General features: G+C 73.5%; 17 protein-coding genes, 1 tRNA gene and 1 pseudogene. 6 read left to right on the plus strand and 13 right to left on the minus strand.

The genetic code is table 11. The annotated features are described in order from the left end of the window. Together GNZ18_RS01775 and GNZ18_RS01780 are read left to right on the plus strand one after the other, a co-directional pair. Complete coding sequence (locus tag GNZ18_RS01775; RefSeq protein ID WP_156214294.1) at positions 1–2184, plus strand: MMPL family transporter; 2184 nt, start codon at positions 1–3, stop codon at positions 2182–2184. Between the two features lie 43 nt (positions 2185–2227). After that, positions 2228–2449, plus strand: a complete 222-nt coding sequence (locus GNZ18_RS01780) for a DUF2277 domain-containing protein (RefSeq protein WP_156214295.1) — start codon at positions 2228–2230, stop codon at positions 2447–2449. Between the two features lie 113 nt (positions 2450–2562). Here the strand turns inward: GNZ18_RS01780 and GNZ18_RS01785 are convergent, their stop codons facing one another. From GNZ18_RS01785 to GNZ18_RS01825, 9 genes are all read right to left on the minus strand, one after another. Next, positions 2563–3582, minus strand: coding sequence for an aspartate-semialdehyde dehydrogenase (locus GNZ18_RS01785; protein WP_156214296.1), 1020 nt, complete (start codon positions 3580–3582; stop codon positions 2563–2565). A 124-nt stretch (positions 3583–3706) separates the two neighbouring features. Beyond that, a complete protein-coding gene (locus GNZ18_RS01790) occupies positions 3707–4657 on the minus strand; it encodes a hypothetical protein (protein ID WP_156214297.1) in 951 nt (316 codons plus the stop codon). A 19-nt stretch (positions 4658–4676) separates the two neighbouring features. Continuing rightward, positions 4677–5945, minus strand: a complete 1269-nt coding sequence (locus GNZ18_RS01795) for an acetate and sugar kinases/Hsc70/actin family protein (RefSeq protein ID WP_156214298.1) — start codon at positions 5943–5945, stop codon at positions 4677–4679. Beyond that, positions 5942–8653, minus strand: a complete 2712-nt coding sequence (locus GNZ18_RS01800; RefSeq protein WP_156214299.1) for a hypothetical protein — start codon at positions 8651–8653, stop codon at positions 5942–5944. The genes GNZ18_RS01795 and GNZ18_RS01800 overlap by 4 nt, the downstream gene beginning before the upstream one ends. Then, complete coding sequence (locus tag GNZ18_RS01805) at positions 8641–9744, minus strand: hypothetical protein (RefSeq protein ID WP_156214300.1); 1104 nt, start codon at positions 9742–9744, stop codon at positions 8641–8643. Before GNZ18_RS01805 ends, GNZ18_RS01800 begins: the two co-directional genes overlap by 13 nt. Then, a complete protein-coding gene (locus GNZ18_RS01810) occupies positions 9741–11570 on the minus strand; it encodes a serine/threonine-protein kinase (protein WP_156214301.1) in 1830 nt (609 codons plus the stop codon). Before GNZ18_RS01810 ends, GNZ18_RS01805 begins: the two co-directional genes overlap by 4 nt. Next, positions 11557–14139: an AAA family ATPase gene (locus tag GNZ18_RS01815; protein ID WP_156214302.1), complete on the minus strand. Its 2583-nt coding sequence runs from the start codon at positions 14137–14139 to the stop codon at positions 11557–11559. The genes GNZ18_RS01810 and GNZ18_RS01815 overlap by 14 nt, the downstream gene beginning before the upstream one ends. After that, positions 14136–15527 carry a coiled-coil domain-containing protein gene (locus GNZ18_RS01820; RefSeq protein ID WP_156214303.1) on the minus strand — a complete coding sequence of 464 codons (1392 nt, stop codon included), beginning with the start codon at positions 15525–15527 and terminating at the stop codon, positions 14136–14138. Before GNZ18_RS01820 ends, GNZ18_RS01815 begins: the two co-directional genes overlap by 4 nt. Then, entirely contained in the window at positions 15524–16237 is a 714-nt protein-coding gene (locus GNZ18_RS01825; protein WP_214616231.1) for a 4Fe-4S single cluster domain-containing protein, read from the minus strand. The genes GNZ18_RS01820 and GNZ18_RS01825 overlap by 4 nt, the downstream gene beginning before the upstream one ends. A 713-nt stretch (positions 16238–16950) precedes the next feature. On the opposite strand from GNZ18_RS01825, the gene GNZ18_RS01830 reads away from it, so the two are divergent. Continuing rightward, on the plus strand, positions 16951–18579 hold the full coding sequence (locus GNZ18_RS01830) for a DUF4407 domain-containing protein (RefSeq protein ID WP_156214305.1): 1629 nt from the start codon (positions 16951–16953) through the stop codon (positions 18577–18579). A 3-nt stretch (positions 18580–18582) separates the two neighbouring features. On the opposite strand, the gene GNZ18_RS01835 is transcribed toward GNZ18_RS01830, so the two are convergent. Beyond that, positions 18583–19734: an acyl-CoA dehydrogenase family protein gene (locus GNZ18_RS01835; protein ID WP_156214306.1), complete on the minus strand. Its 1152-nt coding sequence runs from the start codon at positions 19732–19734 to the stop codon at positions 18583–18585. A gap of 137 nt (positions 19735–19871) precedes the next feature. Between GNZ18_RS01835 and GNZ18_RS01840 the strand changes: the two genes are divergently transcribed. Next, positions 19872–20195 (plus strand): PspC domain-containing protein, encoded by a 324-nt coding sequence (locus tag GNZ18_RS01840; RefSeq protein ID WP_156214307.1) that lies wholly within the window; start codon positions 19872–19874, stop codon positions 20193–20195. On the opposite strand, the gene GNZ18_RS01845 is transcribed toward GNZ18_RS01840, so the two are convergent. Next, positions 20196–21479 (minus strand): MFS transporter, encoded by a 1284-nt coding sequence (locus GNZ18_RS01845; RefSeq protein WP_312874246.1) that lies wholly within the window; start codon positions 21477–21479, stop codon positions 20196–20198. A gap of 156 nt (positions 21480–21635) precedes the next feature. Beyond that, positions 21636–21986: a metallopeptidase family protein gene (locus tag GNZ18_RS01850; RefSeq protein ID WP_156214308.1), complete on the minus strand. Its 351-nt coding sequence runs from the start codon at positions 21984–21986 to the stop codon at positions 21636–21638. Between the two features lie 17 nt (positions 21987–22003). Here GNZ18_RS01850 and GNZ18_RS01855 point away from each other — a divergent pair, with 17 nt between their 5' ends. After that, positions 22004–23584 (plus strand): metallophosphoesterase family protein, encoded by a 1581-nt coding sequence (locus GNZ18_RS01855; protein ID WP_308165881.1) that lies wholly within the window; start codon positions 22004–22006, stop codon positions 23582–23584. Between the two features lie 71 nt (positions 23585–23655). Continuing rightward, positions 23656–23728, plus strand: a tRNA-Glu gene (locus GNZ18_RS01860). Between the two features lie 611 nt (positions 23729–24339). On the opposite strand, the pseudogene GNZ18_RS43960 reads toward GNZ18_RS01860, so the two are convergent. Further along, positions 24340–25563 (minus strand): annotated as a pseudogene (locus tag GNZ18_RS43960) (recombinase family protein); the annotation flags it as partial. Positions 25564–25775 lie beyond the last annotated feature (212 nt).

The following is a 25775-nucleotide window of genomic DNA, read 5'->3' on the forward strand; positions in this document are numbered from 1 at the left end:
TTGGCTACCCTGCTCCACCGGCTCGGCCGTACCGCGTTCCGGTGCCGGCTGCGCTTCCTGACCGGCTGGCTGGCGCTGCTGTTCCTGGTCGGGGGCGCCTTCGCCGCCTACGGCTCGCACCTGGACAGCGAGGCCACCATCCCCGGATCGGAGTCCCAGGAGGGCATCGACCTGCTGGAACGTTCCCTGCCGGAGGCGACCGGGGTGACCGCGCAGCTGGTGTTCGCGGCCCCGCCCGGGAAGACCGTGGACGACCCCGCCCACAAGGCCCGCATCCGGGACGCGGTGCGCGAGGCACGCTCGGCCCCGCAGGTCGCCGAGGTCACCGACCCGTTCAAGACCGGGAGCATCTCGGCCGACCGGCGCACCGCGCTCGCCCAGGTGCTCTACCCCATCAAACGGGACGTGCTGGAGGACTCCAGCGTCACCGCCCTGGAGGACATCGCCGCCACGGCGAGGTCCGGCGGCCTGCGCGCCGAGGTCGGCGGGACGGTCTACAGCACCGCCGGCATGGAGGCCGGCGTCGGCGAGGCGATCGGCGTCGGCGTCGCCTTGGTCGTCCTCGTGCTCACATTCGGCTCGCTGCTGGCCGCCGGGCTGACACTGCTGACCGCCGTCGCCGGGCTCGCGATCGGGCTGCTCGGGCTGATGCTGGTCTCCAACGTCGCGACGATCTCCGACACCGCCCCGAGCCTCGCGCTGATGGTCGGGCTCGCCGTCGGCATCGACTACACCCTGTTCATCGGCTCCCGGCACCGGTCCCAGCTCGCCGAGGGGATGGCGGCCGAGGAGTCGGCGGCGCGGGCCGTCGCGACGGCGGGCGGCGCCGTCGTGTTCGCCGGGCTCACCGTGATCGTCGCGCTGGCCGGGCTGAGCGTGGTCGGCATCCCGTTCCTGACCGTGATGGGCCTGGCCGCCGCGCTGACCGTGCTGATGGCGGTGGCCGCCGCGATCACGCTGTTCCCCGCCCTGCTCGGCCTCGCCGGGGAACGGCTGCGCCCGCGCCCCGGCTCGCGCGCGGGCCGTCCGGGACGCGCCGGAGCCGGCGGCCTGCGATGGGCCCGGCTGGTGACGCGCCGCCCGCTGGTCACCATCCCGGTCGTGCTGCTGGCGCTCGGGGCGATGGCGCTTCCGGCGCTGCGGCTCGACCTCGCGATGCCCGACAACGGCACCGCGGACCCCGCGTCCACCCAGCGCAAGGCCTACGACCTGATCTCGGACGCGTTCGGCCCCGGCAGCAACGGCCGGCTGCTGATCCTCGTCCAGACCCGCGGGGGCGACCCGGTCCGGGCCGCCGACCGCGTCGCGGGCGGGCTCGACATCCGCGGCGTGAAGTCGATCGGCGATCCCGAACGCGGCGGGGACGGCCGCACGGCGGTCGTGAACCTCGTCCCCGAGCAGGGCCCGCGCAGCGAGGCGACCCAGGGGCTGGTCCGCAGGATCCGCGCCCGGACGCCCGCGCTCGGCGCGGCGGCCGACGCCCGGGTGCTGGTCACCGGCTCCACGCCCGCCGCCATCGACGTGTCCGACCGGCTCCGCGACTCGCTGCCGCCCTTCACCGCCGTCGTGGTCGGGCTCTCGCTGCTGCTCCTGCTGCTGGTGTTCCGCTCGGTCCTCGTCCCGATCAAGGCGGCGGCGGGCTTCCTGCTGTCGGCCGGGGCCGCGTTCGGCGCGGTCGTCGCCGTCTTCCAGTGGGGCTGGCTCGCCCGGCTGTTCGGCGTCGCCACCACCGGGCCGGTCTTCAGTTTCATGCCGATCGTCGTGATCGCCGTGCTGTTCGGCCTGGCCATGGACTACCAGGTCTTCCTGGTGTCGCGGATCCGCGAGGAGCACGTCCACACCGGACGCCCGCGCGAGGCCGTGCTGACCGGCGCGCGGCACACCGGCCGGGTCATCACCGCCGCCGCGCTGATCATGTTCGCGGTCTTCGCGAGCTTCGTCACCACCGACGACCTCACGCTCAAGCCCATCGCGCTCGGCCTGGCCGCCGGGGTGCTGGCCGACGCGTTCCTGGTGCGGATGACGCTCGTCCCGGCCGTCCTCGCGCTGACCGGGAAGGCCGCCTGGTGGATCCCCCGCCGGCTCGACCGGATCCTCCCCGACCTCGACATCGAGGGGGCGAGGCTGGGGCGGCCCGCCGCCCACGCCGACCCCGCCGCGGAGCCGGTGGCGCCGTCCAGGTAGGCCGGCCTGCGGTTTTGTCGGTGCGGGAGGTAACAATGAAGGCATGTGCCGCAGTATCAAGACGCTCCGCCCGCCCTTCGCCGAGGAAGTCACCGACCAGGACGTCCGGGCCGCCGCGCTCCAGTACGTCCGGAAGATCTCCGGCTTCCGCGCCCCCGCCGCCCACAACGCCGAGGCGTTCGACCGCGCCGTGGAGGAGGTCGCCCAGGCCACCGCCGCCCTGCTGGGCTCGCTTGAGGTCAGGGGGAGCCGCGCCGCGTCCTGACCTCCGCCGCGGCGGCGAACCGCGCCATCCTGATCGGCCGCCAGCGGAGACGACGGCACCGCCCGCGAGCCGAGGGGGCTCGCGGGCGGTGCTCTCGCTTCGGGTCGGGCGGGCTACTCGGCGGCGACCAGCTCGGCGATCTGGACGGCGTTGAGCGCCGCGCCCTTGCGCAGGTTGTCGCTGGAGCAGAAGAGCGCGAGGCCGTTGTCGACGGTCTCGTCGCGGCGGATCCGCCCGACGTAGGTCGGGTCCTGACCGGCGGCCTGGAGCGGGGTCGGGACGTCGGCCAGCACGACGCCGGGCGCGCCCGACAGCAGCTCGCTCGCCCGCTCGGTGCCGATCGGGCGCTCGAAGCGGGCGTTGATCTGGAGGGAGTGGCCGGTGAAGACCGGGACGCGGACGCAGGTGCCCGACACGCGCAGTCCGGGGATCTCCAGGATCTTGCGGCTCTCGTTGCGGAGCTTCTGCTCCTCGTCGGTCTCGGCGAGGCCGTCGTCGACGATCGAACCGGCCATCGGCAGCACGTTGAACGCGATCGGCGCGACGTAGACCCGCGCGTCGGGGAACTGGACGGCGGCGCCGTCGTGGGTGAGGCGGTCGGCGCCCTCGACGACCTTGGACGCCTGCTCGTGCAGCTCGGCGACGCCCGCGAGCCCGCTGCCGGACACGGCCTGGTAGGTGGCGACGACCAGCGCGGCGAGCCCGGCCTCGGCGTGCAGCGGCCGCAGCACCGGCATGGCGGCCATCGTCGTGCAGTTGGGGTTGGCGATGATCCCCTTCGGCCGGTTCGCGGCCGCGTGCGGGTTGACCTCCGACACCACGAGCGGGACGTCGGGGTCCATCCGCCAGGCCGAGGAGTTGTCGATCACGACGGCGCCGGCGGCGGCGACCTTGGGCGCCAGCTCCTTCGAGGAGCCCTTCCCCGCGGAGAACAGGACGATGTCGAGGCCGGAGAAGTCGGCGGTCGCGGCGTCCTCGACGGTGATCTCGGCGCCGTCGAACGGGAGCCTGCGGCCGGCGGAGCGGGCGGAGGCGAACAGGCGCAGCTCGTCCAGCGGGAACCCGCGTTCGGCCAGGATGCGCCGCATCACGCTCCCGACCTGCCCGGTGGCCCCGACGATCCCGATCCTCATGCCGCTCCCTCTGGTAAGTCACTCGACCTGGGCGAACGAGTCTGCCCAAGCCTCTACGGGACGTCCATTCAATATCCCTTCCCGTCGACTCTAAGCGCTGCTCACACGTGGCGCTAACCCCCGGCTACCCGGTCCAGCCGAGGGCGGCGCGCGCCCGGTCGTGCGCCTGGACGTGCTCGGTCAGCACCCGGGCGAGGATCTCGTCGATCGCGCCGAGCCGCTCCTCGATGGTGGCCAGCTCGCGTTCGGCGCGCTCCAGGCCGCTCTCCTTGGTGAAGGGCGCGACGCCGCCGTTCAGCGCGGTCAGCAGTTCGCGGTCGGCCTGGCGGTAGGCGCGCAGCGGGAGCAGGACCTCGTCGCGGCGGGTGCGGAGCCGCTCGAAGCCCTCGGCCGCCGCGGCCAGCTCGGCGCGGGCGCTCTCGGCGGTCTCCTCGGCGCCGCCGAGCCGCTCGCGCAGCTCGGTCAGCTCGGCGTTCGCGGCGGCGGCGTCCCGCACGGCGGCCGCGACCCTCGGGCCGAGCAGCGCGAGCTGCTCGCGGGTCACGCGCAGCAGGGTCCCGGCGGACTCCTCCAGCGCCCGCTCGGCCTCCCGTGCCGGGCGCGCGGCCTCGGCGTCGAACGCGGCGGCCTGGTCGCGCAGCGCCTCGACCTCCCCGGCCAGCTCGCGCAGCCGGCGCAGCTCGGCGAGGCGCTCGCGGAGCCGGTCGTGCTCGGCGGTGAGGTCGGCCAGCTCCTCCCGCGCCTCGCCCAGCTCGTCCAGCGCGGCGCGGTCGGCGGCGAGGCGGCGCCGCGCGGCGGCCAGCTCGTCGTGCCGCTCCCGCAGGTGGGCGTCCACGGGCGCGCCCGGCGAGGCCGCCTCCACCAGCGCCGGGACGGCCTCCCGCACGGCGCCGAGCGGTTCGAGCGCGTCGTCCAGCGCCACGACGGCCTGGAAGGCGGCCACGTCGTCGTCGAAGCCGGCGGCGAGCGCCCGGCCGGACCAGTCCGCCGCGAGGCGCAGCACGGTCAGCGCGGCGACCGGGCCCTCCTCGGCGAGCGCGGCGGCGATGCCGGCCTTCACGTCGTCGATGGTCATCGGGGCGACTCCCTGTGGATCATCTCTCCCCGGTCCCGTCCGGGTCGATCGGGTAGTGGCGGGGCTCGCCGCCGGCCGCCGGGGCGAGGACGAGCACGCCGGGGCAGGCGTGGGACGGGCGCAGCCCGACGCGGTAGTGGCCGGGCGCGAGGCCGGGCAGCCTGACCGGCACGTCCCGCCCGTCCACCTTCACGGCGAACAGCTTCGGGCCCTCGGCGGGGACCTCGACCAGCACCGCGTAGCCGTCCTGGACGGCGAACTCCGCCGACGGGTCGAGCGGCACCTCCCGGACCTCCAGCAGCCCGTGCCGGAGCCGGTGCAGCGGCAGGACGACCGACGGGCGCTCGGGCCCCGCGACCGCCATCCCCCCGGCCGCGATCCGCAGCGCGCCCCGGACGGCGGCGGCCGGGCCGAGCACCATCGGCGGCTCAGGCGGCGCCAGCTCGTCCATCAGGACCCGGCTGACCAGGGGGAACACGCCGAACTTCCCCGAGACCGCGATCGCCCGGGGCGGCGCGGAGCCGGCGAGGGCGCGGGCGACGACGCTCCGCAGCGCCGTCGCGGTGGCGGAGAAGGCGGAGATCAGCGTCCCGGCGGTGACGTCGGCGTCACCGACCCGGTAGACGGGCGCGTCCCGGTAGCGGGGATGCGACCACGCGCGCGGCAGGACGACGGCGGCGCGGCGCCCGTGCCGCGCCCGCGCGCCCTCGAACAGCTCCGCGAACCCGGCGGTGGGGCCGACGGCGGTCGCCGACGACGCGGCGGGGGCGGCGGACACGGGCAGGCTCGGCGCCGACGCGGCGACCGCGGTATCGAACGCGCGTCCGCCGCCCTCGGCGACCGCGACCGATGTGACGCGCAGGGTGCCGCCGGCGGCTTCGCACAGCGCGGCGCCGGTCGTGCGGGCGCCGAGGTCGCAGACGAGCACCGAGCCCTCGGCGGGGCGGCCCGCCCGCGCGAGCGCGTCGGCGGCGACGCAGGCGGCCTGGCTCAGCCAGGCGACGTCGGGCCAGCCCAGCTCCTCCAGCAGGGTCCAGCGCAGCCGCTCGTAGGCGCGGATGCCGTAGGGCGTCCCGTCCAGCCATGACTCGGGGACCGTGACCGTCGTCCGGCCGATCGTGCCCGGAGCCCGCTTCCTGCCCGACTCCAGCAGCTTGGACAGGAAGATCGCGAGGTCGCCGCGCGGCGTCGGGCGCGACTCGACGACGGGCACGCCGCTCCGCTGGGAAAGCGCGATCCTCGTCGTCGCCGTTCCCACGTCCAGCGCGACCGCCACCGGCCCCGTCATCCGTCGCCCGACTTGCCGCGCCGTCCGAGGCCGAACAGCCCGCCGCGGCCTGACTTGGCGAGCCGCTCGATGGTGGCCTTGCACTCCTCCAGGCGGGTACGGACCTGCGGGGGCATCTCCCAGAACGGCGCGTGGGAGCTGACCGCCTCCAGCAGCCGCAGCTGGTAGCTGATCTCCTGGCTGGCGTGGCCGGCGAGCGCGTCGGCGAAGTCGCGGGCCACGGCCGACCCGAGCGCGCCCTGGGCGATGGCCTCGACCAGCAGGCGCGCCTGCTTGTCGGCCCACTGGTAGTTGCTGCCGTCCACGTTCGAGCCCCAGACCCGCAGCACGACCGTGTGCGCCTCGGCGCCCTTGAGCAGGCGGCCGGCGGCGGCCACGGCCTTGATCGCGGCGGTGGCGTTCGCCACGTTGGCTTCGAGGGGGCGCATGGCGCGCATGTAGAAGTCGGCGACCGTGTCCACGTCGGCATCGGAGGCGAGCCGTCCCAGCCCCTCCAGCGCGGGCGCGCCCAGCGACGGCGGCGGCGGGCCGGGCGGGGGCATGCCGTCCGACGCGAAACCGTCCGAGGCGTACCCGTCCGAGGTGAAGCCGTCCGGCGTGGCGCCGAGGGCGGGAGCGAACACCGGCTCGAACCTGCCCTGGTTCTCCCGGAGCAGCCTGCGCAGCTCGACGAACGCGGGCCTGCCCTCCAGCGCGGGGTCGGACGGCTCGGTGTCCAGGACCGTCCGCAGGATCGTCCAGTCCAGCCCCTCGTCCTCGACGATGACGGCCCTGACCAGGTTGATCACCGTGTCCGCGCGGGCCGGGCCGCCCGCCCAGGGACGCTGGTCCCGCAGCGCCGAGGCCAGCTCCCGGATGAACGTCGCCGCCATGCCGCGGTCCTGGCGGACCCGCTGCCAGGCCCAGACGAAACCGCTGTGATACGTGGCCGGGTCGGGGAGCAGCACCGCCTTCTTCAGGTGCACGCAGGGCGCCCCGACGGTGAGCAGCACGACGTCCGCCGCGCCCCATCCACCGGGCTCCTCGGACTCCATCTGGCTCAACGTCTTCTTGACGAACTCGCGGGCCGCCAGGCTGATCTCCGGCTGCCCCTTCATCCAGCCGATCAGCGCGGGCATGACGGGTTCCAGGCGGCCGAGCCGCCCGGCGACCTGGACGAGCGCCGCCGCCCATTCGGGCGCGCCCTTCATCAGGCCGCGGAAGTCCTTGAGGGAGATCTCCCTCCCGGCGAGCAGCTCGCCGAAGCCCGGCAGCGCGTCGCTCCGCCCGGACCCGAGCCAGCGGACCCACGCCCGCACCCGGTCGGCCCCGCCGGGCTCGGCCACGAGCAGCCGGGCGGCCAGCCGGCTCTCGTTGGTCAGCTCCGCCAGCAGCTTGGAGTTCGCCCACGCCGGGGCGGACGGGTCGACATGGTCGCGGATCAGGTCGGCGGCCATGTCCAGCGCGGCGCGGTGCTTGGCCGCCCCGCCGGTGAACCCGGGGACGCGGAGGGCCTCCACGACGCCCGCGAGGAACTGGTCGGTGAGCCGCCGCTCCCGGGCGAGCCTGACGTAGTCGGAGACGCGCTTGTCGGGCTCCTCCCGCCACAGCAGCCTCGCCGCCGCGTCCACCAGCGCCTCGATCAGCTCCGAGCCGCCGGTCGCGGCGACCTGGTCCCAGCGCTCCCCGATCAGCTTCAGGTCGCCCGGCTCCGCGGCGCGGATCAGGTAGGCGAGCACGCGGCCCTGCGCGCTGGGCGAGATCTCGTCGCGCCGGGGGCTCAGCAGCAGCCGCCGCGCGTCCTCCTCCTTCCCCTGGCGCCTCTCCTCGGCGTAGCGCGCGACCTGCTGCGGCCACTCGACGTCCGCGAGGTGCTGGACGGCGCTCCTCTTGTCGCTGAAGTCGCACGGTTCGGCGCCGCCCGCGAGGTATCCGACGAGCCAGGGCAGGTCCCGGCGGCTCAGCAGCCGGTCCAGCCACTGGAGGTAGTGGCCCGCCGTCGGGGACGGCGGGATGCGCTCGCCCTGGTTCCGCCAGCCCACCTCGTTCGCGTTGTCGCGGGCGCGGCGCAGGAACGCGAGCCGGATCTTGTTGGCGGACCCGGTCGCCCAGGTCGCGCCCGTGAAGTCGGCCCGGTACCCGTAGGGGAGCAGCGCGGCCACCGCGTCCAGGAACGCGAGCCTGTCCTGGAGGGACGCCTCGCCCGCGCCGACGATGTCGACCCGGCCGTCCAGCAGCAGCGCGGCCGTCCCCATGACCTTCTTCCGGTCGAACCGGTCGATGTCGCGGGCCAGGTCGGCGGCGGAGTACTCCGACGGGGAGAGCGTGACGAGGTCGCCCTCCGGGCCGTCCATCGGCAGTTCGAGGCGGTTCAGCTCGCGGTAGAGCGCCGCATAGGAGACGGGCGTCGCCTGCACGTCCCGGTAGGGGACGCAGATGTACTTGGTGAACGCGACCGGGCGGCCCGAGCCGTCCCGGTGCTCGGTCCAGTCCTCGATCGACATGCCGAGGTAGCGGTCCGGCGCCTCACCGACCCAGCTCACCGTCACCCAGGGCAGCGCGCCCTCGCCGGTGCGGTGCGCGGGCGGCGTCCCGAGCCCGTACTGGCGCAGGATCCGCCCGAAGCTCGCCTTGCTGAACGGCTCGCGGCTACAGTTCAGCACGCCGTAGTCGTCACTGCTGCCGGGCCGCTTTCCCGAAAGCGCCCAGCCGGCGGTCACCTGGACCATTGCGGTGTCTCTCCGTCGAGCCTGTTGCCGAGCCACAGCATCGGCTCCACCACGTTGATCGGCCACACCTTGCCGCGGATCTCGACGCTGCCGTCGGCGCTCTTGTTGATGTTCCAGTAGTCGTTCTCGGTGAACCGGTCGGACTCGCCCATGTAGAAGCCGACGGCGGACGTCGCGTAGTAGCGCACGCGCTCGTGGTGGAAGTACTTCTGGATGCTGTTGAGGACGAGGTCGGCGTTGCCCACCTTGGAGTCCTTGCACAGCTCGGAGAAGAAGTGCCCGGCCGAGTCCTCGCGGACGCGCGGGAGCATCTGCGGGCTGTCGTCGTAGGTGAGGTACCCGCCGACCCGCGCCCGCCGGAACACCTCCGGCGCGTCGAACTTGGTGACGCAGACGGCGAGGTGCTGCGGCAGCTTCGCGTCCTTGGAGCCGCGGTCGCGGAACACCTGGCGGGACAGCTTGAGCAGCGTCCGCTGGAAGTAGCTGTAGGAGTCGCCCTCGCGGCGCTCGCGGGTCGGGTCGAACAGGTAGACGATCCCGTCGCAGCCCGCGAGGTGCTCGATGATGCGGTCCTCGTCGGAGTCGCCCTGCTCCTCCTCCTGGTCGTCGTCGAAGCCGAGGTTGTCGTCGCCGCCGGAGGGCGCCATCGCCTCACCCGGGACGGACTTGCTCGCGTGGACGGCGCCGGGCGAGTCGAGCAGGTCGATGTTGACCTCGATCGGCACGTCCCGGAACTTCTTCCCGAACCGCTTGCCGGTCGGCTGCTGGGTCGTGCCGCGCAGCGTCCAGCTCAGCGCCTCGGAGAACCTCGTCGCGGCGGGGAACCGGCGGTGCTGGGTGAGCATCCCGGTCTGGGTGTCGAGGAAGTCGTTGGACTCCTCGTTCACGCCGTAGAGCATCCAGTCGCCGGAGGTGCGCAGCACCGCGACCTGGAGCGCGGCGAGGAACGTGGTCTTGCCGCTCTGCGGCGCGCCCCACAGCCCGATGCGCCGCAACTGCCGCTGGGGCTGGGCGATGTCCGGGGGCGGGGGCACCGGTTGTCCGGGCGCCGCGTTCTGCGGCGGCGGGGAGAACTGCGAAGGGGTGGTCACCGGGCACCTCGTTCCAGATCGGCCAGGGGAAGGTTGAGTGTCTGCGGCGCGGACGGGAGCAGGCCGAGCCCCACCCCGAGCCGCCGCGCGTCGATGTCGTCGAGGTCGTGGACGCCCGCCGCGCCGAGGGTGTCCCAGACGGGGTGGTCGCGGAGAGCGGCATCGTGCAGGACGGCCGCGCAGGCGACGCCCGCGTGGGTGATGGCGCCGAGGGCCGACGGCCAGCTCCGCTCGAACTGGCAGGGCAGGACGTCGTCGTCGCCCTGGACGGGCGGGTGCGGCGGCCGTCCGCCGACGGTCAGCAGGATGGTCCGCGCCGGGCGGCCGGGTGCGCGGTGGCGGAAGAGGCGCTCGGCGATCTCGTGCAGGGCGTCCTCGACCGGCGCCGCCTCCGGGTACTCGACCGGGCTCGGGCGCAGCCGCGCCAGGCCCGCGACGGCGGTGGCGGGGGTGTCGAGCCAGCCGCCGAGGACGGGCCTGCGCCCCTCCTTGCCGCGGCCGTAGGCGTGGTCCTGGTACCCGAGCACCGCCACCCGCAGGAGGCCCGAGCCGGGGTAGGTCGCGTCCACGGTCGAGACCAGCTCGCGCAGCAGCCCGAGCCTGCGCCGGACCAGCTCGTCCACGCCGCCCAGCTCGACCGCGCAGATCAGGTCGACGGGCTCGGTGAGGATCTCCAGCCGCTCGGGCAGGCCGTCCAGCAGTTCGGGCAGGCGCTCGGTCACCGGCGCCGGGTCGGCGGGCTCGGCGATGCCCACCCGGCCCGGCCCCTCCAGCACGAACCGGACGTCGGCGGGCAGCGGCACCGCGCCGGCCGTCAGCAGCGTCCAGTGCTCGGCGCTCGCGGCGACGGCCGCGAGCACCGTCGTCTCGGCGGCGCCCGGCGGGCTCTCCAGCCGCAGCGTCCGGACCGTCCCGGCGGGCGTCCCGGCGGGGAACAGCGGGATCAGCCGGGGGCTCACCCGGCGCGTGCCGGGCTCGACCCCGGCCGCGAGCAGGCCCACGTCGTGCCGCGTGGGCAGCGTGGCGATCAGCGGGCCGAGCAGGTCGCGGGCGCTCGACTCCCCGGCGGGCACGACCTCGGCGTTCTGGTGCCGCTTGCGCAGCAGCCGCACGGCCCGGTCGGGGACCGGCCAGCCGATCTCCCGGTAGGCGAGCACGACGTCGTCGCCGGGCTCGTCGAGCCGCGGCGGCAGGCCGTCGCGCAGCGCCCGCCACAGCGTGTCGCGGTCGAGGTCGGCGAGCCCGCCCGCGAGCTGGAAGCGCCGCTCGCCGGGGTCGCGGGACAGGAACGGCAGCAGCGTCTCCCACGGGGTGACCTCGGGGGCGTCGTACCCGCGCGGGATCATCAGCTCGTCCAGCACGACGCGGGTGACGCTCAGCCCGTGGTCGGCGCCGATCTCGGCGACGACCAGGCCCCGGCCCGGCCGCATCCGGTGCAGCGCGTTCCCGAGCACGGACTGGAGCGCCGCGTCGGGCATCGGCGGCGCGTCCACCGCCTGCCTGGCGCGCACCCACTCCTGCGGGGTCGGCGTGCCGCCCCGGACGAACAGGTCGTCGGCGAGGCCCGCGCGGACGACGGCCAGCAGGTCGCGTTCGCGGCGCGCCGCCGCGAGCCGCTCCTCGAAGTCGCGCGCGAACGCCGGGTCGGGGACGCCGAACCGCCACTCGCCGTGCAGCGGCCACCGGCACTCCGAGCAGCCCGCCTCCTCGCTCTTGATCGGGCACCCGCACACCGGGCATCCCGGGCGCGCCCGCATCATGGCGCCCGTGCCCGCGGACTGGTCGTCCGGGGGCCGGTCGCCCGCGGGCTGGTCACCGGTCGGCATGCGGCACCCCCTCGGAGGGCAGGTCGGGGACGTCCTCGGGCAGGAAGGTGTCGACGTCGGCGTCGGGCGCGTCGGCCGTGCGGGCGGCGAGCCGCACCTCCATCGCGGGGAGCAGCCGCTCCCGCACGGCGCGCGCGTTGCCGAAGTCGCCCGGATGCGCGCGGCGCTCGGCGGCCAGCCACGCGAGGGCGCGGGCGCGGGTCGCGTCCGGGACGCGGTACCCCTCGGCCCCGGCCATCTTCTCCAGGATCCGCACCAGCTCCTCGGGCGCGTAGTCGGGGAACTCCACCCGCACCGTGAACCGCGACCGCAGGCCCGTGTTGGCGGCGAGGAACGTCCGCATCTCGTCCGGATAGCCGGCGGCGATCACGGTGATCCGGCCGCGCAGGTTCTCCATCTCCTGGGTGATCGTGTCGAGCGCCTCCCGTCCGAAGTCGCGGCCGTCGTCGCCCCTGGCCAGCGCGTACGCCTCGTCGATGAACAGCACCCCGTCCATCGCCTCGCGGACCTTCTCGCGGGTGCGCGGCGCGGTGTGCCCGATGTACTCGCCGACGAGGTCGGCGCGGCCGGTGTCGACGACGTGCCCGCTGGTGAGCAGCCCGAGGTCGCGGAAGATCCGGCCGATGATCCGGGCGACCGTCGTCTTGCCGGTGCCGGGCGGGCCGAGGAACAGCAGGTGCGGCGCGACCACCTCGCCCCTGCCGCGCCGCTGCTTCAGCCGGACCTGCGCGACCAGGTCGCGGATCGCCTTCTTCACCGGGCCGAGGCCGATCATCTGGTCCAGCTCGCCGAGCAGGACGGGCAGCTCCGGCACCGCCGTGCGCAGGTGCACCCGCAGTCGCTCGGGCACGTCGCCGGGCTCCAGCGGACGGTCGACGTCCGCGCGCGTCCGCAGCACCCACCGGCGTTTCACGTCGTCGGCGAGGTCGCGCATCGCGCCCGCGTTCCCGAACCCGGGGCCGCGCGTGCGGTGCATGCCCGCGACGACGCGGCGCAGGTCGTCCTCGGTCTCCGGGGACCAGGTGAGGCCCTGCTCGCTGAGCCGCGCGAGCGCGATGCCCGCGAGCGTGCCGGCGTCGTAGTCGGGGAACGCGATGACGTTGGCCTCGGGGAAGCGGCGGCGCAGCCCGGGGTTGGCGTCCAGGAAGTCCTTCATCCGGTCGGGGTAGCCCGCCGCGATCACGACGAGCCGCCCCCGGTCGTTCTCCATCCGGGTCAGCAGCACGCCGATCGCGTCGCTCCCGAACCCCTCGGCCTGGTCGGCCAGCATGTACGCCTCGTCGATGAACAGCACCCCGTCGAGCGCGCTGTCGATCACCGCCTGGGTCTTCTGCGCGGTCTCCCCCACGTACTGGCCGACCAGCGTGGAGGCCGTCGCCTCCACCAGGTGCCCGCGCCGCAGCACGCCCAGCTCCCGGTACATCTCGCCGACGAGCCGCGCGACCGTCGTCTTGCCGGTTCCCGGGTTGCCGGTGAACACCAGGTGGTGCGCGGCGGGGTCGGCGGTGCCGCGCCCCTCCGCGCGCATCCGGTTCTCGGCCTCGATGAGCAGCCGCATGCCCGCGAGGTGCTCCTTGACCGCGTCCAGCCCGGCCAGCCGGTCGAGGCGCCGCCACACGTCCTCGTGGCCGGACGCGGCGGAGGTCACCCAGCCCCGCTCGCGCAGCACCGCGCCGTCCAGCGGGACGTCCTCGGCGGCGAGGCCGCGCAGCCGCTGCTCCCACGTCCGCGCGGGCTCGGCCGTCGCCGCCATCGCGCGGACGGTCTGCGCCAGCCCCGCCCAGTCGCCGATCCGCAGCCGGGGCCGCCCGGCCAGCCGCTGCACGTGGACGAGCCGCGCCAGCTCCTCCTCGTCGGGCTCGCCGACCCGACCCGGGCCGCCGCCGCGCTCGGCGAGCCGCCGCGCCCACTCCTCCAGCGTCGGGAAGCCGCGCACGTCCCGGATGAAGTCGCGGACGTCGGCGAGCGACGCCTTCCGCGACACCAGCACGCACTTGTTGCGGGCGCTGCCCCGGTAGGCGACCCACTCGGCGAACACGGTCGCGAGCGCCCGTCCGGCGACGGTGTGGCTCAGCACCTCCTCGGCGTGCAGCACGACGACCGCCGCGCGCATGGCGTCCTGGCGCATGAGGTGGTCGAGCGTCATCACCGCGTGCGCGTCGGACATGCCCGAGTTCGCGGCGGGCTCCTCCGGCGCGGGGGCGGGCGGCCGCGTCACCACCCGGTCGCCCAGCGGGCCGCCGAACCCCGGCCGCATGCGCCGGGGTTCGTTCACCACCGGCCGGGCCGCCGCCGCGTCCGGACGGACGAGCCGCCGCGACTCCGCGTCCCGGAAGTACACCTTGCGGTGCAGCGAGTAGAAGACGATCGCGTCGTACCCGGCGGAGTGCAGCGACTCCCACAGCGCGGCCTCGATCCCGAACGTGCGGTAGGCGCCGTCGACGAACGCGTCGTCGGCGCCGGGGCCGTGCACGATCATCACCGGGTCGCCGTCGACCGCCGCGCGGCGCAGCCCCGCCAGACGCCCCGCGGCCGTGCCCCCGGGCCGCTCCGTCGCCCCCGCCTTCAACGCCGCTCGCCCGGCCGGGACCGGCCGTCCCCGGCACGCGCGGAGATCTCGGTGCCCTCCGCGCGCAGGGAGTCGAAGTCGGTGAGCGCCGGGTCCGCGCGCGGGGCGTCGGCGGTCGGCTCGCCCACCGGCAGGCCGCGATCGCGCAGGCTCGTCGCTATCTCCCGCGCGCGTTCCGTCAGCTCCTCCTCCGACGCGGTGTCGCGGTCGTAGGACAGGATGCGGACGGCGAGCGTCCCCGGTCCGCCGTCCTCCTCCTCGTGCGCGACCTCGATGACGATCTCGTTGTCGTTGAGGTGGCGGAGCTTGCTGTAGAACGCGGCGCGCTGGTCGTCGCCCGCGTAGGCGTTCTCCGCCCAGGAGAACCCGGTCGCGTGCTCGACGGCGTCCACGACCTGCTCGGCGACGTTGACGCGCGCCTGCGAGGCCAGCAGCGCGGCGGTCGCGTGGGAGAGGGTCTCCTCCAGCCGGCGCTCCAGATCGGGCGCGTCCCGGCGGACGATCTCGCGCAGCTCCTCGGTCGTCAGCCCGGTGCCCTCGCCGACCCGGCCCCTGCGCTCCTCGACCTCGGCGCGCAGTTCGGCGAGGCCGCCGCCCGACCAGTGGTCGACGTCGAACGACAGCCCGTCGATCGGCTCGCCGCGCTCGTCGGGCGCCGGGAGGTCCGCGCTGAACCGCACCCGCTCGGCGACGACGGTCAGCGCGTCCAGCGCCGCGAGCCGCGCCGCCTGCCACTCCTGGTCGAGCAGGACGAGGTCGGCGCGCAGCTCCGCGAGGTCGAGGTAGGTCTCCTGGAGCAGGCTCAGCGACTCCGCCGCCAGCCCCGCCGCGAGGTTGGCCTCGGCGGTGGCGATGCGGCGCTCCAGCCGGTCGAGCCGTCCGGGCGCGAACCGCTCGTGCGGCAGCTCCGCGCGGATCGCGTCGCGCATCAGCCGCGCGTCGGCGAGCGCGTTCCCGGCCGCGACGGCCGCGCGGTCGCGGTCGGCGCGCATGCCGTCCAGCTCCCGGCCGAGCTCCTGGATCTCGGCGCGCTGCTCGGCCCGCTCGCGTTCGATCGCCGTGCGGATCCGCTCGTCCTGCTCGGCCCGGAGCTGCTCCACGGCCGAGCCGATCTGCCCGCGCAGCCGGTCGGACTGCTCGCGCAGCCGCTTGGCGGTGCGCAGCTCCGCCCGCTTCGCCTCGTCGCTGAGCCCGGTCAGGACCTGCTCGACGCGCCGCTGCCGCCCCTCCACCTGGTTGAACGTGCGGTCCAGCTCCGCGCGCTGCTCCTTCTTGACGGCCTCGACCAGCTTGGGCATGTCGCTGCGCACCTGGCGCAGCTTCCGCGCCGCGGTCTGCGCCTCGCGCCAGGCGCCCTCGTCCACCGTGATCCGCTTCGCCCCGCTCACCGCGCGCTCCTCCCTGGCGTCCGGCGGCCCGCCTCCGCGCCGTCCCCGTAGCCTCTGCCTTCACGAGGGAGACCGGTCCCCCGCGGTTGGACGCCCGGGGAGGCCGTCGCGTTCGCCTCGTCACCCAGGGTTACCGGCGGGTAAAGCTCGGCGAGCGCGCGGGACGGGACGCCGACGTAGAGCGTCTCGCCCGTCCGGACGCGGACCTCGACCGAGCGCGGCCCGCCCTCCAGCGCCTCGGCGGCCCCGCGCAGCCGACCGGTCAGGTGGTGGACGCGCTGGTTGGCGCTGCCGCGCAGGCCCCGGTCGTCGTTGCGCTCGGCGACGTACAGGCCGTCGATGAGCACGTCCACCTCGGCGAGCAGCGCGGCCACCCCGTCGTTCGGCGGACGGCTGCGAAGCCGTTCGAGCCGGTACCCCGTGAAGCAGACCAACGTCAGGCCGGAACGGTCCCGGCGGGCGATCCGCGCGACCTCCGCGAGCCCGGCGGCCTGCGCCATCGGCTCGCCGCCGGAGAACGTCAGGCCGGTCACGGCGGGGTCGGCGAGCAGCTCGGCGGCCAGCTCGGCCGGCGCGACCGACCGCGCCGGACGGTCGGGGATCCACTCGGGCGCCAGGCACCCCGGGCAGTGGAACGGGCACCCCTGGACCCACACGACCGACCGCGTGCCCGGTCCGAGCGCGCGGGTACCCACGCATGTTTCAGCCACGTTGAGCATTCGACCGTTCGGGGGGATCGGGGATGGGTGAGTGACCGGGTGACGCCTGCCAGTGCGCCGGATTGTACGGGGTTGCCTGCCTCGCACTAATGGCAGGTGACACAAACTGTTGGCGGCGGCTCGGGTATTTTCGGGGGCGGTGACCGGATCCGGTCAGGTTCGGGGAGTGCGCACACCGTGACGCGGAGTCGTTCTTGTTCGCGCGCTATCCTGCCAAATCGGCCCCCGCAGCCGGTCATCATTCCTCACCACCCCGTTCGCCCGAATGAACAGGAATGGCCACCTGACATGGTCCGCGCTCACGAGGACCCTCCGAGCCATGGGGATCCCACCCGGCTACCGCCCCTGCCGCGGGTCACCACGATCGTCCCGCCGGGGGTCATCTTCGACGAGGCCGCCCTCGTCCGCCACAGGCCCGTCATCGTGGGGGCCCGAACCCGGTTCGGCCGGTTCGCGACGGGCCCGCTGCTGCGGCGCCGCCCGCGGCTGCCGCGCTTCGCCGTGGCGCCCGGCCTGCCCCGGGCGCACTGGCAGATGCCGTCCGGCCCGTTCACGCGCTCGCCCGTGATGCGTTCGCCCACGCTGGGTTCCGCGCCGTCCGCCCGGGTGCCGCGGGCACCGGTTCCGGCCCCCCGCGGCACCGCCGTGACCTGGCGATTCCCCCTCCTCGACCGACTTCCCACTCTCCGCCGAAAGCAGCGTCCATGACGAGTGTCCCCAGGCGAACGGTCGGATTTCATCCGCTGATCTGGCTGTCCGGCGCCCGGCCGGAAATTCTCGCGCAATGCCCCACCGAGCGCGGGAAATACCAGGGCATCGGTGCGGCCGTGCTCATCACCGCCGGCATGGCGGCCGTCTCGATGGCGTTCGCGCTGTCGATGGCGATCAAGGCGCCGCTGGTGGTCGCGCTGGTGTTCGCCCTGCTCTGGGGTCTGGCGATCATGATGCTGGACCGCTGGCTGGTCACCACGATCCAGCGCCAGGAGCACAAGCGCCACGCGTTCTACCTCGCCGCGCCCCGGCTGCTGTTCGCGCTGCTGATCGGCATCGTCATCTCCACCCCGCTGGTCCTCCAGATCTTCAAGCCCGAGATCAACGTGCAGCTGGAGCAGATGAAGGCCGAGGCCGCCAACTCCAACGCGCAGAACGCGGAGGCCGGCAAGCTCGGTCAGCGGATCGCCAAGCTGGACGCGGAGGCCAAGCGGCTTGAGGGGATCATCAGCAACAACGGCGACACCGGCACCGACCAGAACGCCGACCGGACGCTCGCCGGGCTGCGCAAGCAGGAGGGCGACGCGCTGAAGCGCGTCAACGCCGCCCGCAAGAAGCTCGGCTGCGAGCTCAGCGGGCAGGGCGGCCAGTGCACGGCCGGCGACGGCCCCCTCGCGCGCCTGAGCAAGCAGGAGCTGGACGACGCCGAGGGCCAGCTCAAGAACATCCGCGACCAGATCGCGGCGCGCCAGGCCCAGTTGCAGCGCGAGGGCTCCACGTCCCGCCAGCAGAACCTCGCCACCGCGAAGCAGCGGCTCCCGCAGGCCCGCAAGGAGCTGGCCGCCGCGCAGCAGCAGCGCGACCGCCTCGACGAGGGCTTCGCCGACAGCAACGCCACCTCCGACGGGCTCCTGCTGCGGATCAAGGCGCTGAACGAGCTCACCGAGCAGCAGAGCACGCTGATGTGGGCGCACCTCCTGCTGCTCCTGCTGTTCACCTCGATCGAGTGCCTGCCGATCTTCGTGAAGCTGCTGCTCACGCTCATGCCGAAGAAGAACCTCTACGAGGAGATCCTGGAGGTCGAGGAGCACCGGCAGCTCCGCGTCGCCGAGGAGCGCGCCCGCCGCGAGCAGAACGCGCAGATCCTGGACGCCGAGGACATCATCACCCAGGCCCGGCTGCTCCGCGAGGCGCGCGACGCCGTCATCCCCCGGATGGTCGAGCAGACCGTCCGGGCGGAGGAGGAGATCGCGCAGGCGGTCCTGCACGAGTGGCGCAACCGGGAGCTGCGCAACATCCCGGGCAACGTCGACAACTACCTGCGCTCCGACCACTTCCCGCGCGTCGACCCGCATCCCGGGCAGCCGCAGGGCGGCGGGGTCCAGCCGGGCGCGCCGATCCCCGGCCATCCCGGACAGCCCGGACCCGCTCCGGTCCCGTCGGTGCCGCCGCGTCCGGGGCCGGGACGCGGGCCGCTCCCGCCGTCCGCGCCGCCGCCGTCGGGCCCGCCCGCGTCCGCGCCGCCCGCCCCGGCTCCGGCGCCCGCTCCGGCTCCGCCGAACGGCGTCCCGAGCAACCGCCACGGGCCGTGGCAGGGGCCGCCGCCCGGCTCGTTCTCCTGACGGTCAGCGGAACGCGTCGAGGCCCGTGACGGCCTTGCCCAGCGTCAGCAGGTGGACCTCCTGGGTGCCCTCGTAGGTGAGGACGCTCTCCAGGTTGTTCATGTGCCGGATCACCGGATACTCCAGCGTGATCCCGTTGGCGCCCAGCACCGTCCGGGCCTCGCGCGCGACGTCCAGCGCCGCGCGGACGTTCGCGAGCTTGCCGAACGACACCTGCTGCGGGGTCGCCTCCCCCGCGTCCTTCAGCCGCCCCACGCGCAGCGCGACGAGCCCCGCCTGGCCGAGCGCGACCTCCATCCAGGCGAGCTTCTCCTGCGTGAGCTGGAACGCCCCGATCGGCCTGCCGAACTGCTCGCGCGTCTTCGCGTACCCGACGGCCGCCTCGTAGCAGGACCGGCCCGCGCCGACCGCGCCCCACACGATCCCGAACCGCGCCTCCGACAGGCAGCCGAGCGGCCCCTTCAGCCCGCGCACGCCGGGCAGCAGCGCCGCGTCCGGCAGGCGCACGCCGTCCAGGACCAGCTCGGAGGTCACCGACGCGCGCAGCGACAGCTTCCGGTGGACGTCGCGCGCCGTGAACCCCGCCGTGCCCCGGGGGACGAGGAAGCCGCGGATGCCCTCGTCCGTCCGCGCCCACACCACGGCGACGTCGGCGACCGACCCGTTGGTGATCCACATCTTGGTGCCGTCCAGCACCCAGTCGGCGCCGTCGCGGCGGGCGCGGGTCCGCATGTCGCCGGGGTCGGAGCCCCGGTCGGGCTCGGTCAGCCCGAAGCAGCCGATCGCCTCGCCCGCCGCCATCCGCGGCAGCCACTCCCGCTTCTGCTCCTCCGACCCGTACCGGTGGACGGCCGTCATCGCCAGCGACCCCTGGACCGACACGAAGCTCCGCAGCCCCGAGTCGGCCGCCTCCAGCTCCCGGCACGCGACCCCGTAGGCGACCGCGCTCGTCCCGGCGCAGCCGTAGCCGCCGAGGTGCATGCCGAGGAGGCCGAGGGCGCCCAACTCGGGCGCCAGCTCGCGGACGGGGAAGGTCCCGTCCTCGAACCAGCCCGCCACGTGCGGCGCGACCCGCTCCGCCGCGAACGCCCGGACCGTGTCGCGGACCATCCGCTCCTCGCCGGTGAGCAGGTCGTCGACGCGCAGCACGTCCATGCGGGGATCCTCCTCGCGGCCGATGTCGCCGCCAGGCTACGGCCTCCGGTCTCCTCCGCCGGGCCAGGGCGCGGGTCAGGGACGAATCAGGGCGAATCCCGATGTCAGGGAACGCCCCGAATGGGCATGATCGGGGCATGGACTTCGAGAAGAGCACCACCACCACGGGCAAACAGCTGCGCCGCACCCGCGACGGACGCATGATCGCCGGGGTCTGCTCCGGCGCGGCGCGGTTCCTCGGCGTGGACGCGAACCTCGTCCGGCTGGGCATCGCCGTCTTCACGCTGTTCGGCGGCGCGGGCATCGCGCTCTACGTCATCGGCTGGGTGCTGATCCCCGAGGAGGGCGCGCCCACCTCGATCGCGGAGGACCTGCTGAAGAAGGCGAGCGACTCCCCCACCGTGCAGGACGCCGTCAACAAGACCAAGGACGCCGTCAACAAGAACCGCTCCCACACCTGATCAGGGCAGTGGGGCCGAGCGGCGGACGGCCCGCCCCGCGGCGAGCGGACGCGCCGCGCGGCCCGAGGCGTCCGCGGGGGCGGCGTCCGGCGGCGGCTCCTTGCGCATGGCCGCGATGACACCGCCGCGGATCTGGTTCCACGTGACGGTCAGCGTCGTGGCCGCCGACAGGCCGAGGACGCCCGCGAACGCGACCACGGTCTCCGGCCCGAGGACCTGCGCGGCGGCGCCGCCGACCAGGATCCCGAAGCCCTGGCCCGCGAGCAGGCCCGACTGGGCGAGCCCGAACGCCTGCCCGCGCCCCTCCGCCGGAACCGCCACCACGTACGCCGCGTTCGCCGCGATCTGGTAGGCGCTGCCCGCGCCCGACAGCGCCCACAGCACCACCACGCCCCACAGCGGCGGCCGCACCCCCGCGCCGATCAGCGGCAGGCACGCCAGCATCGACATCCACCCCATCGCCCGCAGCCGGTTCGCCGGACGGACGAACCGGCTGAACAGGAACGCCCCCGCCACCATCCCCGTCGGCATCGCCGCCATCAGCAGCCCGACCGTCGCCGCGCCGCCGCCGAACGTCGCCGCGTACGGCGCGGCCAGCCCCTCCGGCACCACGTAGAACGCGCACAGCCACGCGAACGACACCAGCGCGCGCAGCGTCAGGTCGCCGAAGACCAGGCGCGCGCCGTCCCGCGTGCCGCGCCACAGCCCGAGCGAGTCCCGTTCCCGGCGCTTGGACGCCGGACGCGGCGCCAGCCCGCCGACCAGGATCACCGCCGAGAGCACGAAGGTCGCCGCGTCCATCGCGAGCGTCCCGTAGGTCCCGACCGCCGCGACGATCGCGCCGCCCGCCAGGAAGCCGAGCATCTGCGTGGCCTGGTGGGTGATGTTGTTGATCGCCGAGCCCGCGACGTAGCGGTCGCCCTCCAGCACGTCCGGCAGGACGGCCGCGCGCGCCGCCGTGAACGGCGCGCCCAGCAGCACCATCAGGAACACCAGCGCGCACAGCCCCCAGAAGGGCATCGCCACCAGCGCCATCACCGTGACGAGCCCGGCCCGCAGCACGTCGCACACGATCATGACCGTCCGGCGCGGGAAGAGGTCCGCGAGCCCCGACAGCACCGGCCCGCCCACGATCGGCGGCACATAGGTCAGCGCGTACGTCAGCGCGGTCAGCAGCGCCGAGTTCGTATGCTCGTACACGAGCACGGCCAGCGCGACCTGGGCGAGCTGGTCGCCCACGAACGACAGCACCTGCGCCAGCCACAGCGCGCGGAACTCCCTCACCGCGAACACCTCGCGGTACGTCGCCTGCGCCTCCGGCGGACGACGATGCCGGCCACTGTGCCTTCCCGTCACGCACGCTCCCTGGGTTGGGCATCCCTCCCCATTAACTCACGCTGCGTGGCAGTTATGTGACCTACAGTGCCCAATTACTCGAATCTAGTAGCCGAGTTCGTGCAACCGCTCGTCGTCGATCCCGAAATGATGCGCGATCTCGTGGACGACAGTGATCCGCACCTCCCGCACCACGTCGTCCGCGGAGTCGCAGATCCGCAGGATCTCGTTACGGTAGATCGAGATGTGATCGGGCAGGACCCCGCCGTACCAGTCGCCGCGCTCGGTGAGTGGTACGCCCTGATAGAGACCGAGCAGCCCCCGCTCGGGCGCGTCGTCCTCGACGACGATGACGACGTTGCGCATGCGGGCGGTCAGCTCGGATGGGATGGTGTCCAGGGCCTCGCCGACCAGGTCCTCGAACGCCTCCCTCGATATATCGATCACACCGTCCATTGTGCAAGGGAGGCCCTGTGTCGCGGACCCCGGTCCGTACCGTCCTGACCGCCGCCGACCGGCTCCGCACCGCCCGGCCCCGGCTCCGCGCCGCCGCGACGGGCCGCTGGGCCAGGCTCGCCCTCGTCCTCGCCGTGGGCCTGCTCGGCGGCTACGCGGGCCTGCTCCTCGGCGGGCACGCCACCACCGCCGTCGGCCCCACCGACGTCCAACTCTCGTTCACGCCGTCCTGGGGCGGCGGCACCACGCTGAAGCTGCCGCCGCTCGGCGCCCTCCACCTCGACACCCACTGGGGCCCGGTCTCCCTCCAGGCCCGCGTCACCGACCTGCGCCCGGAGGAGGCGCGCAAGCTCATCGAGAACGACGCCGAACTCGACCGCGTCACCGACCAGATCGCCGAGCAGATCCGGCACGGCGTGATCGTCATGCTCGCCCGCGCGATCGCCTTCGCGCTGGCCGCCGGCTTCGTCGTCTCCCTCGCCCTGTTCCGCTCCTGGCGGCGCGCCCTGGTCAGCCTCGCCGCGTCCGCGACGGGCCTGGTCGCGCTCGCCCTCACCGCCGCGCTGACCTTCAACCCGCAGTCGGTCGCCGAACCCCGCTACACCGGCCTGATGGCCAACGCCCCCCAGGTCGTCGGCGACACCCAGAGCGTCGCCGCCCGGTTCTCCGTCTACCGCGCCCAGCTCGCCCACCTCGTCGGCAACGTCTCCAAGCTGTACGCGGCGACCTCCACCCTCCCGATCTACGAGCCCGACCCGTCCACGCTGCGCGTCCTGCACGTCTCCGACATCCACATCAACCCCGCCGCCTGGAACGTGATCCGCTCCGTCAGCACCCAGTTCCAGGTGGACGTCATCATCGACAGCGGCGACCTCATGGACCACGGCACCAAGGCCGAGGACAAGTTCGCCAACGACATCTCCGACCTCAAGGTCCCCTACGTCTACGTCCGCGGGAACCACGACTCCAAGAACACCCAGAAGGCCGTCGCCCGCCAGAAGAACGCCATCGTCCTGGACGACGCCACCCGCACGGTCGAGGGCCTGAACATCTACGGCGTCGGCGACCCCCGCTTCACCCCCGACAAGAGCACCCGCGACGACTTCGTCGGCGCCGACCAGCTCCGCGCCGAGGGCCTCTCGCTCGCCGACCGCCTCCGCGCCACCGGCAGGCTCCCCGACATCGCCGTCGCCCACGACCCGGCCGAGAGCGAGGCGTTCTCCGGCCTCACCCCCCTCATCCTCTCCGGCCACGCCCACACCCGCTCCACCAAACTCCTCCCCACCGGCACCCGCCTCTTCGTCCAGGGCTCCACCGGCGGCGCGGGCCTCCGCGGCCTGGAGAAGGAGCAGCCCACCCCCATCGAACTCTCCGTCCTGTACTTCAGCCGCGCCAGCCACCGCCTCCAGGGCTGGGACGACCTCCGCCTCGGCGGCCTCGGCCTCACCTCCGCCCAGATCGAACGCCACCTGGAACCCGACCCCGACCGCCCCATCAAGCCCCCGGCCCCCTCCCCGCCCCCGACTCCCACGTCCCCGTTCCCGTCCGGCGAGCCCACGACCACCCCGCCGACCAGCCCGTCCCCCGGACGCCGATAACCGCTTACCCGCGCCCCCCGGTTGTCCCCTACACTTGACCAGGTCGAGTGGCGGCCACCCCGCCACCCCGGGCCCCCTTCGTCTAGCGGCCTAGGACGCCGCCCTTTCAAGGCGGTAGCGCCGGTTCGAATCCGGTAGGGGGTACGCCTTAGACCGGCGCGCGCTTCCGTCGCGCCGGTGTCGATCGCCGCGCATGCCGCGTCGTGCTGGGTGCCCGCGGTTTCGGATGTGATGGTGACTTCGCACTCCACGAGATCGGCCGTCCGGTCGTACCGCATACGTAGTCGGAACACATCCAGCAGCCGCCGCAGCACCGGTTCGGGAACGCGCCCCAGGTCGATCGCTCCGACGGGGAGCGCGTCCAGCAGTTCGGGACAGGGCCGCTCGGGCGCCGCACTGCGCAGTTCCCGGAGCTTGGTCTGGGTGGCTTCCATGTCGGCGGCGATCTGAGCGGCGCGCTCGTTGATGTTCTGGACGAACGCCTGGCTGGGTTCATCGAGTTGTTCGAGCGGGTCCAGCACCCGCCCCCGGCGTCGCACCAGATCCGCGATCTTGGCTTCCAGCGCCGTGACATGCGCCGCGTGTTCGCGCAGGTGTCGATCATCCAGCCGGACGAGCAGCGTCTGAAGGCGCTCCCGGCGATGAATACCGAAGATCTCGCGGTTGAAGAAGTCGTTCAGGCCCGCCATCAGGGGCTCTTCGCGGACGCGTACCACTGCCGGATGCCCTTCAGGCAGGTGGGCGCGTTTCGGGCTACAGACGTAGTACACCCGTCCCCGATCGTTCTTGCCGAACATCCGGCGTCCGCAATTCCCGCAGAAGATGTAGGACCGCAGGATGTATGTCCGTTTGGCTTGTGTGTTTGGGTTCAGGCCGGAGCGGCTACGTGACCGACTCCGAACCAGCGCGACCTGCTGCGCCTCGATGAAAGTCTTGATACTGACCAGGCCCGGGTGGGTGGGTTCGCTGGACCACACCCAAGCCTCAGGCGGGTTGTTTTTTCCTCCCGCCGAAGAGGTGGCTCTGCGGTTCCACACCATGTAGCCGGTGTACTTGGGATTGGACAGGACGTCGCGGACCGAGGAGTAGGTCCATCTGCCCACTGTCCGGGCCTTGGCCGTGGCGATGGGAGCCGGGTACCGCTCCAGATCAAGGTTGAGCAGGTCAGCGATCGCCTGATATCCGAGACGTTCCGCAATACGAACCTCGAAGATCGCCTGAACGACCGGCCCGCACACCGGGTCTGGAACCAGGACATGCTTGGTCGCTCCCTGCTCGCGGCGCGCCGCGACCGGGTGAGGGACTTTTTTCGCTAGAAAGCCATACGGAGGTCGCCCCACGTTGAAGCCCTGCTCGGTATGGATCTCGAATCCGCCCCAAGCCTTCTCCAGCATCTCAAGGACGAACCACTCGGCCACCCCCTGCTTCACTCGCCGCGTCAATACCTGAGACGAGCGCTTGCCATTGAGGCCGATCGGTTCATCGGAGGCCCACAAGGGGATACCAAGACGTTCGAGATGATTCTCGATCTGTGTTCCCACGTAGGTACGGCGTGCGATCCGGTCGACGGACTCACAGATCACCACATCGAATCGCCGATCGGATTGGCCTGCCTCCAAGAGCAGGTCCTGGATGCCGCCATCACGCGGAACCGAGATGTTGAACCGCTCGTGTCCTCGCCCGAACCCACGTGCATCGAGGTCCTTGCGCCCGGACTCGATATCGTAGAAATGCGCCATGATGACGGCTCGCCCCGGCAGTGCATTGTTCAGCGCAGCCTGACTGTTGGCGAGTTGCCGCGGGAGCGACAGGGTCGGATCTTGCTTGTCCTCGGTCGAGGTCCGTCCTGCGAAAGCCACCCGTAGCGGCCCGTCTAGCCGGAATCCTCCACCGGGGCCAGTCAGCCTGGCGGATCGGCTGCTTTGGGTTCCCCTGGTGAACACGTCGAGTGGGATTGGGCTATGTGATTCACCCACCATTCCAACACCTCCTTGATCACGCCTGCCTGTGCTCGTGCGAGTTCGTCTTCGACAGATGGTTCAGCGAGAATAAGTCGCCAGTCCAGCTCGGGTGGCTCGCCGCTTACCTGCGCCCTCCTCTCCGGTCCACTCACCGTTTCGGCGACCATCAGAAGCCGTAGTCGGGATCGCAGGGATGGTCCAGGTATGACGGCACACCTTGAGGCCCAAGG

This window comes from Actinomadura litoris (assembly GCF_009733595.1).
Classification (GTDB): Bacteria; Actinomycetota; Actinomycetes; order Streptosporangiales; family Streptosporangiaceae; genus Spirillospora; species Spirillospora litoris.